Source organism: Paenibacillus tianmuensis, assembly GCF_900100345.1.
In the GTDB taxonomy this organism is placed as follows: Bacteria; Bacillota; Bacilli; order Paenibacillales; family NBRC-103111; genus Paenibacillus_G; species Paenibacillus_G tianmuensis.
In genome coordinates, this window is sequence record NZ_FMTT01000109.1 from 1 (window position 1) to 1250 (window position 1250).

Below are 1250 nucleotides of genomic sequence, written 5' to 3' on the forward strand. Positions count from 1 at the left end.
CGGAAAAGGCGTGCTCGGAGATACGAAAACGTTTACAACTACGCAATCCGGCTCTACCTATCAATTGAAAGATACGACGCGCGGGCAAGGAATCGTCACATACAGCGCGGGCTACCAGAGTTCACCACTGCCGGGAACGCTGCTCACCAGTCCAAACAATATTTGGAACGACGGCCCAGCGGTCGATGCGCATGCCTACGCCGAGAAAGTGTACGATTTCTATAAAAATAAATTTGGCCGCAACAGCATTGATGGCAAAGGCTACCAGCTTAAATCAAGCGTGCACGTCGGCGACAAATGGGACAATGCCGGATGGAACAAAGTGCAAATGGTGTACGGAGACGGAGGCAAAATCTTCAGACCGCTCTCTGCCGATCCGGACGTCGTTGGCCACGAATTGACTCACGGCGTTATAGATAAAACGGCCGATCTGGAATACTGGGGCGAGTCCGGAGCGCTGAACGAATCGATCGCCGACATTATGGGGAATGCGGTCGAAGCCAAAAACTGGCTGCTCGGCGACTTGGTAACCCTCACAAAACCCGCCCTCCGTTCTATGGAGAATCCGAAGCTCTTCGGACAGCCCGACCGCTATCAAGACCGTTACAAAGGTGGTAATGATAACGGCGGCGTGCATATTAACAGTGGTATCAACAACAAAGCCTACTACCTGATCGCCCAAGGTGGCACGCACTACGGCGTAACCGTGAACGGCATCGGACGCGATGCGGCTGAGCAAATTTTCTATAAAGCCCTCGTCAAGTACCTGACTCCGTATTCGAACTTCTCGGCCATGCGCGTCGCTGCCATTTCGGCGGCAACCGACTTGTACGGAGCGAATTCTGCCCAAGTTGCCGCCATTAAAAAAGCGTACACTGCCGTCGGCGTGAACTAATTTTAGCGCAACATTCACGGCAAGGACGAGCGGACGACAAACCAAAAGCCACCGGCCTTTGGTTTGTCGTCCGCCACCGGAAAAACCAGTTTCTAATTCACTCAAACCGCTAAAAGGAGAGATGAATTTATATGTTAAAAGTATGGTCATCGATTATTACAGGAGCGTTTTTGCTCGGAAGCGTACAAGCCGTGCATGCTGCTCCACAAGACCCGTCCGCTCCCTTTGGAGGATTTGCCCCTCAATTGATTACCGAGGAGAACTGGAGCGCGCCGCAAGCCGTAACCGGGGAGGACAAAATCTGGAAGTACCTTGAATCCAAGCAAGAAAGCTTCCAGATCGGCAAATCCGTCGA

The 1250-nt window shown here is 52.3% G+C and carries 1 protein-coding gene and 1 pseudogene; both read left to right on the forward strand.

All coding sequences use genetic code 11. The features are described from left to right. A partial coding sequence (locus BLO51_RS28345; RefSeq protein ID WP_143007034.1) for a M4 family metallopeptidase occupies positions 1-895 on the forward strand: 895 nt, incomplete at its 5' end. A gap of 131 nt (positions 896-1026) precedes the next feature. After that, a pseudogene (locus tag BLO51_RS28350) lies at positions 1027-1250 on the forward strand (peptidase M4 family protein); the annotation flags it as partial.